The 7,543-nt window shown below is 67.5% G+C and carries 9 protein-coding genes; 4 read left to right on the top strand and 5 right to left on the bottom strand.

All coding sequences use genetic code 11. The features are described 5' to 3' along the window. The 3 genes from JNN06_RS11175 to JNN06_RS11165 all read right to left on the bottom strand — a co-directional run. A partial coding sequence (locus tag JNN06_RS11175) for a tripartite tricarboxylate transporter permease (RefSeq protein WP_291239671.1) occupies positions 1-165 on the bottom strand: 165 nt, incomplete at its 3' end. A 15-nt stretch (positions 166-180) separates the two neighbouring features. Continuing rightward, on the bottom strand, positions 181-618 hold the full coding sequence (locus JNN06_RS11170; RefSeq protein ID WP_291239670.1) for a tripartite tricarboxylate transporter TctB family protein: 438 nt from the start codon (positions 616-618) through the stop codon (positions 181-183). A 120-nt stretch (positions 619-738) separates the two neighbouring features. Beyond that, positions 739-1,704, bottom strand: coding sequence for a tripartite tricarboxylate transporter substrate-binding protein (locus JNN06_RS11165; RefSeq protein WP_291239669.1), 966 nt, complete (start codon positions 1,702-1,704; stop codon positions 739-741). 197 nt (positions 1,705-1,901) lie between these two features. On the opposite strand from JNN06_RS11165, the gene JNN06_RS11160 reads away from it, so the two are divergent. From JNN06_RS11160 to JNN06_RS11150, 3 genes are read left to right on the top strand one after another with little or no spacing between them, the layout of a single operon-like run. Next, positions 1,902-2,573 carry a response regulator transcription factor gene (locus JNN06_RS11160; RefSeq protein WP_291239668.1) on the top strand — a complete coding sequence of 224 codons (672 nt, stop codon included), beginning with the start codon at positions 1,902-1,904 and terminating at the stop codon, positions 2,571-2,573. After that, positions 2,570-3,916, top strand: coding sequence for a sensor histidine kinase (locus tag JNN06_RS11155; protein WP_291239667.1), 1,347 nt, complete (start codon positions 2,570-2,572; stop codon positions 3,914-3,916). Before JNN06_RS11160 ends, JNN06_RS11155 begins: the two co-directional genes overlap by 4 nt. Then, positions 3,913-4,959: an ABC transporter substrate-binding protein gene (locus tag JNN06_RS11150; protein ID WP_291239666.1), complete on the top strand. Its 1,047-nt coding sequence runs from the start codon at positions 3,913-3,915 to the stop codon at positions 4,957-4,959. Before JNN06_RS11155 ends, JNN06_RS11150 begins: the two co-directional genes overlap by 4 nt. Before the next feature lie 68 nt (positions 4,960-5,027). Here the strand turns inward: JNN06_RS11150 and JNN06_RS11145 are convergent, their stop codons facing one another. Both JNN06_RS11145 and JNN06_RS11140 read right to left on the bottom strand, forming a co-directional pair. Further along, positions 5,028-5,570 (bottom strand): hypothetical protein, encoded by a 543-nt coding sequence (locus tag JNN06_RS11145; RefSeq protein ID WP_291239665.1) that lies wholly within the window; start codon positions 5,568-5,570, stop codon positions 5,028-5,030. A gap of 1 nt (position 5,571) precedes the next feature. Continuing rightward, positions 5,572-6,168 (bottom strand): riboflavin synthase, encoded by a 597-nt coding sequence (locus tag JNN06_RS11140; RefSeq protein WP_291239664.1) that lies wholly within the window; start codon positions 6,166-6,168, stop codon positions 5,572-5,574. A gap of 165 nt (positions 6,169-6,333) precedes the next feature. Here JNN06_RS11140 and JNN06_RS11135 point away from each other — a divergent pair. Further along, positions 6,334-7,543, top strand: a 1,210-nt coding sequence (locus JNN06_RS11135) for a capsular biosynthesis protein (RefSeq protein WP_291239663.1), incomplete at its 3' end; no start/stop codon positions are given.

Here is a 7,543-nt window from a genome sequence, read left to right as displayed (position 1 = left end):
CAGCGAATAGGCAATGGGCAGCAGGATCGCCACGCCATTGATCGGGCCAATGCCCGGCAGCGCGCCGATCAGCGTGCCAAAGAAGCAACCAAACAGCACCAGCGCCAGGTTGAACGGGTCCAAGGCCACGGCAAAGCCGGTGCCGAGGCCGGAAAGAATTTCCATCATCGGTCTATCTCCTCAGAAACCGGGCAAAAGGCCTTCGGGCAGGTTCAGCTCCAGCAGGCCTGCGCACAGCAGATAGCCAAACACGCCCATGCAGACGCCGAACACCGCCGAAGACAGCCACTTGCCGCCCATCATCCGCGCATTCAGCGTGCAGAAGATCGCGGTCGAGATCACGAAACCCAGCCGCTCGAACAGCTCGGCATAGGCAATCAGCAAGACCAGCATCAGCCCGATGCGCAGGGCGCCGGTGCGTTGCAGATCGAAGGGCGTGTGATCGGGTTTCAGGAACAGCCCGATCAGACACAGGATCATCACCCCGGCCAGAAGCTGCGGCCAGCTTTCGGGGCCAAGCGGATCATATTGAAAAGGCGCGCGGATGACGAACAGGGCCAGATAGCCATAGATCAACGTCACCACCATCAGCACGCCCGCGAAAATGCGGTCGGACATGGGGTTTCTCCTGATGTCTCGGGGAAGAACGGCTCTGCCCCCGCCACAGCGCGCGAGAGGGATCGCGCCGCCGGGCAAGGGCAGACAGCGCGCGGAGGGTGCCCCCTCCGGCGCGGGTGGTTACTGGGCGATCAACCCCGCCTCGGTCGCAATGCCGCGCAGCTGCTCGACCTGCTTGCGCACCTCGGCGTCAAACTCCTTGCCCGCCAGCGGCAGCGGGAACAGACCCTTTTCGGCCTGCACCTTCAGGAATTCCGGGTCTTTATGGGCGGCGGCAAAGATTTCCGACCATTTGGCGTAATCCTCGTCCGACACATCCTTGCCGACGTAATAGCCGCGCATGATCGGCCAGACGATCTCATAGCCCTGCTCCTTGGCGGTCGGGATCTCCGCAAAGGGGGCGGGCAGACGCTCGGGCGACATGGTGCCCAGAATGCGCAAGCTGCCATCCATATGCGCCGCCATCTCGGCCATATCGCCGGTGTAAACCTGAATGGCGCCCCCCAGAAGGCCCGCCAGGGCCTCGCCGCCGCCATCAAAGGCGACGTAGCGCATGGCCTTCGGGTCCGCGCCACCGGCCTTGGCCACCAGCGCCGCCTTCATCCAGTCCTGCGAGCCGACCGACCCGCCCGCGCCCAGCACGATCGCGCCGGGGTCTTTCTGGAACGCCGCCACCAGATCGGCCAGCGTCTGATAGGGGCTGTCGGCCTTCACGATCACCGCGCCGTAATCCACGCCGGCGGCCCCCACCCAGCGGGCATTGTCGACAGTGTATTCGCCATATTTGCCGACCACGAGGTTCAACAGCGAGCCGGTGGAAAACGCCACGATCCCGTTCGGGTCATCGGTGCGCACGGTGTTGAAGGCGTTGAAAGCCACGGCGCCGATGCCACCGGGCATGAAGGTCACTTCCATCGGGCGGTCAAAGGCCTTGGCCATGCCGATCTGCGCCACGCGGCAGGTCAGGTCAAAGCCGCCACCGGGCTGGGCCGGGGCCACGCATTCGGGCTTGGTGATCTCGGCCATGGCGGGCAGCGCCAAGGCGATGGCCGTGGTCATCCCCAGAATAAGGGTCATGGGTTTCATCTTGTCTCTCCTCCTGATCGGCGCCGCGCTGGCCGGTATTTCCGGTCTCCTCCGCCGCGACGCCCTGACCCGAGACCTAGGCCGCGAAACTGTCACCAAACTTTCGCCGCGATGCAGAAAACGCCGCCCCCTTGCGCAAACTGCCCGAAATCGTGTCACATGGCCCGCCAGAGCCATGGCGGAAAAGGGAGACAATCTTGCGCATCCTGCTGGTCGAAGATGCGGAAGACGTGGCCGAGGCGGTCGCCATCAGCTTTGCCCGGCGCGGCGATGCCGTGGATCGCGCCGCCACAAGGGCCGAGGCCGAAGCCTTTGTTTCCGCACAGGATTATGACCTCGCCATCCTCGACATCGAACTGCCCGACGGTCTGGGAACCGACATCCTGCGCCGCCTGCGCATGGCGCGCAAGGAGACGCTGGTGGTCATGCTCACCGCCCGCTCCGAGGTCGATGAACGCATCGCCGCGCTGGATGGCGGGGCCGATGATTACCTGACGAAACCTTTCGACCTGCGCGAATTGCAGGCCCGCATCCGCTCGCTGGCGCGGCGCTCGCAAGGCTCCGCCTCGCCCGCGATCCGCTTTGGCGGGCTGGAATTCGACCCCGCGCGCCAGACCGTCACCGCCCATGGCGCCCCCGTCGCCCTCACCCGGCGCGAGCTGGCGCTGTTGGAGATCATGCTGGCCCATCGTGGCTGGGTCGTGCCCAAGGACCGCATCTTTGAACGGATGTTTTCCTTTGCGGAAGAAGAGGTTGGCGTGAACGCGGTCGAGCTTTACATGACCCGCCTGCGCCGCAAGCTGGAAGGCTCGGGCGTCGCCATCAAAACCCTGCGCGGCCTGGGCTATCAACTGGTCGAGGCGCCGTGACCGCCGCCGCCCCGGCCCCCTCGCTGACCCGCCGCCTGGGCCTTGCGCTGGCGGCCATGCTGCTGGCTGGCGGGGCGATCGTGGCCGGGCTGGCCTTTGCCTATGGCCGGCAGGCGGCGGGGCGCACCTATGACCAATTGCTGATCGGCGCGGCGAATCAGATGGCCGAATCGGTCAGCCTCGTCGATGGCCGCGCCGTGGTGGACCTGCCGATCTCGGCCTTTCAGCTGCTGGCTCTCGCCCCGGATGACCGGATTTTCTATGCGATCACCGGGCCGGAAGGCCAGCTGATCACCGGCGAGCCGCTGCCCCCGCCCAGCCCCGACCGCCCGCTTGAGACCCAGCCCCATTCCGGCGAGCCGGTGCGCTTTGTCACCGTGAACCGGGTGTTTTCCGAACGCGGCTTTTCCGGCGCCGTCACCGTCACCGTGGGCCAGACCTCGCGCGCCCGCGACGCGCTGGCGACCGAGATCACCCGCAACGCCCTGATCGTCATGGGCATTGCCGGGCTTTTGATGGCGCTGCTGGCGGTGATCGTCGCGCGTTCGGCCCTGGGCCCGCTGGGCCGGATCGAGGCCGCCCTCGCCGCCCGCGCGCCTCAGGATGTCTCGCCCCTCACCGTGCCCGTCCCGCGCGAGATCGGGCGGCTGGTCGCCTCGCTCAACGGCTTCATGGCGCGGCTCGACCGGGTGCTGAGCGCCAATCGCCGCCTGACCGCCGATGCCTCGCACCAGCTGCGCACCCCCATCGCGGCGCTGCGCGCGCAAGCCGAACTCGCCGCCGATGAAACCGACCCCGAGCGCCTGCGCGCCATCGTGGGCCGCATCCATGCCCGCTCGCGCGATCTGTCGCGGCTGGCCGAACAGATGCTGTCGCATGCCATGGTCATTCACCGCGCCGATGCGGGCGCGCTTGGCCCGCTGGACCTGCGGCAGGTGGCGATGACCGCCGCCGAGGAGGTCGGCCATGTGCTGCCCGACCGCGCCGCCGAGCTGCGCCTCGATCTGGCCGAAGACCCGGTGCCCGCGCGCGGCGAGGCGCTCTCGCTGGTCGAGGCCTGCAAGAACCTGATCCTGAACGGCCTCGCCCATGGCGCAAGCCCGGTCACCATCCGCGCCGCACAAGAGGGCGACATGGCCCTGCTGACAATCACCGATGCAGGCCCCGGCCCGCAACCGGGGCAAAAGGCCAAACCCGGCGCCACCCATGGCGCGGGGCTTGGCCTCACCATCGTCGAGGCCGTGGCCGACGCCCATCAGGGCCATATCGAAAAACGCATGACAGCAAAGGGTTACGCGGTGTCCCTCATCCTGCCCGCCCTGCCGGAGGAGCCCAGCCCATGACCCGCGCCCTCGCCCTTCTCCTGGCCCTCCTCGCCGCCGCGCCGCTCCATGCCGAGCCCGAGGCCGTGGCCGATTACGGCAGCGGCCCCACCCGGCTGCGGGTGCAAGGCGCCGCCGACATCGCCTCCTTCGGCCCGGTCATGCAGGCCTTCACCGAGGCCAACCCCGCCTATGCCGTGCGGCTGGAACAATGGAACACCAACGCGCTGCATGCCGTGGCCAGCGCCGATTGCCGCGATGGCGATTTCGACGCCGATCTGGTCGTGTCCTCGGCGGTCGATCTGCAAACCTGGCTGGTCAATCAGGGTTGCGCCCAACCCCATGCCTCCGCCCTCACCGCCGCCCTGCCACCGGGCCGGATCTGGCGCAACGAGCTGTTCGGCCTCACCGCCGAACCCGCCGTCATCGTCTATAACCGCCGCCTCGTGCCCGAGGCCGAGGCCCCCACCTCGCGCTTTCAACTGCTCGATCTGATGCGCGCGCCGGGCAAACGCTATCTGGGCCGCATCGCCACCTATGACATCGAACGCTCGGGCGTCGGCTATCTGTTCGCCTTCTCCGATTCGGTGCAGGCCTCCACCTTCGGCAGCCTGATCGAGGCGATGGGGGCAAATGGCGCCGTCGCCACCTGCTGCTCGGCCGAGATCATCGCCGGGGTGGCCGAAGGGCGCTGGCTCATCGCCTATAATGTGCTGGGCTCCTATGCCCTGCCACAGGCCGACAAGAACCCCGATCTGGCGATCATCGCGCCCGAGGATTACACGCTGATGCTCTCGCGCGCGGCGCTGATCCCGCGCGGCGCGGCCCACCCGGAAGGCAGCGCCGCCCTGCTCGATTTCCTGCTGTCAGAGGCCGGCCAGACCGAGCTGGCGCGGCAAAGGCTGATCGTGCGGATGGGCGAGAATGGCGACATCCAGCTGCGCGGCCAAAGCGCCGCCTCGATCCGGCCCATCGAACTGTCGCCCGTGCTGCTTCTGGGCCTCGACCGCCAACGCCGCGAAAGGTTCCTCACCGCCTGGCGGGCGGCCTTTGCCCCAAGGTAGGAGCCTCCGGCGGGGATATTTTTGCCAAGATGAAAGCCGTTTCACCTTGGCTTAAATATCCAAATCCCTCAGCCAAACAGGCGCGCCGCCGGCAGGTAAAAGGCCAGCTTGCCCGCCGCGCACCAGTCCGGCTCGAAGGGCGCATCGCCCACCAGCACCACACCATCCGCCTTGAAGCCGCCCCGTGCCGCGCGGATCGCCGCCCGCGCCTCGGCGAAACTGCCAAAGGGGCGCGGCGCCGGATGGGCCGCGTCGATCAACCCGCCCGCGGCCTGCACCAGCGCCTCGGGCGTCAAGGGCGGCAGGGTCAGCGCCAGCCGCCCGCAGGCCTGAAGGGCGGCCAGCCGGGCGGCCCGGGCCTCGGGCAATTGGGGCTTGGCGCGCAAGGCATTGGAAGAAAACAGAAATGCCACCACATCATGCCCCGAGGCCGCCCGCACACTGGCATAGGTCTTGTAATCCAGACCCAGTTCCTGCGCGCGGCGCACCCTGCCGCGCAGCACCTCGATCGGCAAATGCGGCAGCAGCGCCGCGCGCGCCGCCTGCCAGCAATGCCGCCGCCAGCCGGTGCCGGTCAGCTCGGGCCCGCCATTATGGCCGATGCCCGCCATTTCAGGCAAAATCCCGCAGCCGCGCCACATAGCGCGCCATGGTATCGACCTCCAGATTGATGCGCTGGCCCACCGCCACCCCGCCCCAGGTCGTCGCCGCCTGGGTATGGGGGATGAAATTGATGCCGAAATCGCAGCCTTCCACCTCATTCACCGTCAACGAGGTGCCGTTCAGCGCGACCGACCCTTTCGGCGCGATGAACCGCGCCAGTTCGCGCGGCGCGCGGAAGGTCACCCGCAGGCTGTCGCCCTCCGGCGCGATCTTCACCACCTCGGCCACGCCATCGACATGGCCCGAGACGATATGCCCGCCCAGCTCATCGCCCAGCTTCAGCGCGCGTTCGAGGTTCAGCCGCTGGCCCAGCCGCCAGTCGCCGATATTGGTCTTCGACACCGACTCGGCGCTGATCTCCACATCGAACCAGTTTCTCGGCGCGCGGCCCAGCGCCACCACCGTCAGGCACACCCCGTCACAGGCGATCGAGGCGCCAATGTCGATGCCCGCCACATCATAGGCAGTGCCGATCCGCGCCCGCAGATCGCCGCGCTGCTCCAGCTCCAGAATCTCGCCCAGATCGGTGACGATCCCCGTGAACATCCCGCTTCTCCCAGCCTGTTTGTGCCCAAGACCTATGCCCGCCGCCGCCGCACCGCAAGCCTGCGCCATAAATCCGCCGCCATCCGCAGATATTTGCATGATTTGTGAACCCATTTCGGGCAAAACCCGACCAAGCCCCAAAGCAGATCGGCAGGACAGCGCACCGTGACAGGATCAGGACCACAAAGCGGCTTGACCGGCGCCGGGCGCAGCTTCCTGTTCCTGCAAGGCCCGCATGGGCCCTGGTTCGACCAGCTGGGCCGCATGCTGCGCGCCACCGGCGCCCGCATCTTCCGCGTCGGCTTCAATCGCGGCGATCAGGCCTTCTGGCGCGACCGTGGCACCTTCCTGCCCTTCCATGCCGACCCTGCGCAATGGCCCGAGGCCTGTGCGCGATTTTTCGACGAAAAATCGGTCACCGACATCGTGTTATACGGCGATACCCGCCCCATCCATGCGCAGGCGGTCGAACTGGCCCGCGCGCGCGGCATCACCGTGCATGTGTTCGAGGAAGGCTATCTGCGCCCGCATTGGGTGACCTATGAGCGCGGCGGCTCCAACGGCAATTCCCGGCTGATGGCGCTGTCGCTACCGCAGATGCAGGCCGCGCTGGCCAGCCTCGATATGGATCTGCCCGATGCCCCCGCCCGCTGGGGCGACATGCGCCAGCATATCTTCTACGGCGCGCTCTATCATGGCTATGTCATGCTGGGCCGCCGCAGCTTCCCGCGCTTCCGCCCGCATCGCGCCCTGACCGTGACGCAGGAATTCCGCCTGTATCTCAAGCGCCTGGCAGCCCTGCCCTTTCATGCGCTGGAACGCCGCCTCGCCACCTGGCGCATCCGTCATGGCGGCTTTCCCTATCACCTTGTCCTGCTGCAACTCGAACATGATTCGAGCTTTCAGATGCACTCGCCCTTCACGCGCATGGAGGAGTTTCTGGCCCTGGTGATCGAGGGCTTCGCCAAGGGCGCCGCGCCGCATCACCATCTGGTGTTCAAGGCGCATCCCTTGGAGGATGGCCGCGCCCCCGTGGCCCGCGCCATCCGCCATCTGGCCGCGCAGCATGGCGTGGCCGACCGGGTGCATTTCGTGCGCGGCGGCAAGCTGGCGCGGCTGCTCAACGATGCCCGCTCGGCCGTCACCGTGAACTCCACCGCCGGACAACAGGTGCTGTGGCGCGGCCTGCCGCTGAAGACCTTCGGCGCCGCCGTCTATGCCAAGCCCGAATTCGTCTCGACGCAAAGCCTGCCGGATTTCTTCCGCCAGCCCAGCCGCCCCGACAGCCGCGCCTATCGCGACTATCGCCATTACCTGCTGGAAACCAGCCAGGTGCCCGGCGGCTTCTATTCCTCGCGCGGGCGCCGCGCCCTGC

Origin of the sequence: Gemmobacter sp., assembly GCF_016792925.1 — a bacterium.
GTDB lineage: Bacteria > Pseudomonadota > Alphaproteobacteria > Rhodobacterales > Rhodobacteraceae > Gemmobacter.
This window is presented reverse-complemented; position numbering and strand designations above follow the sequence as displayed.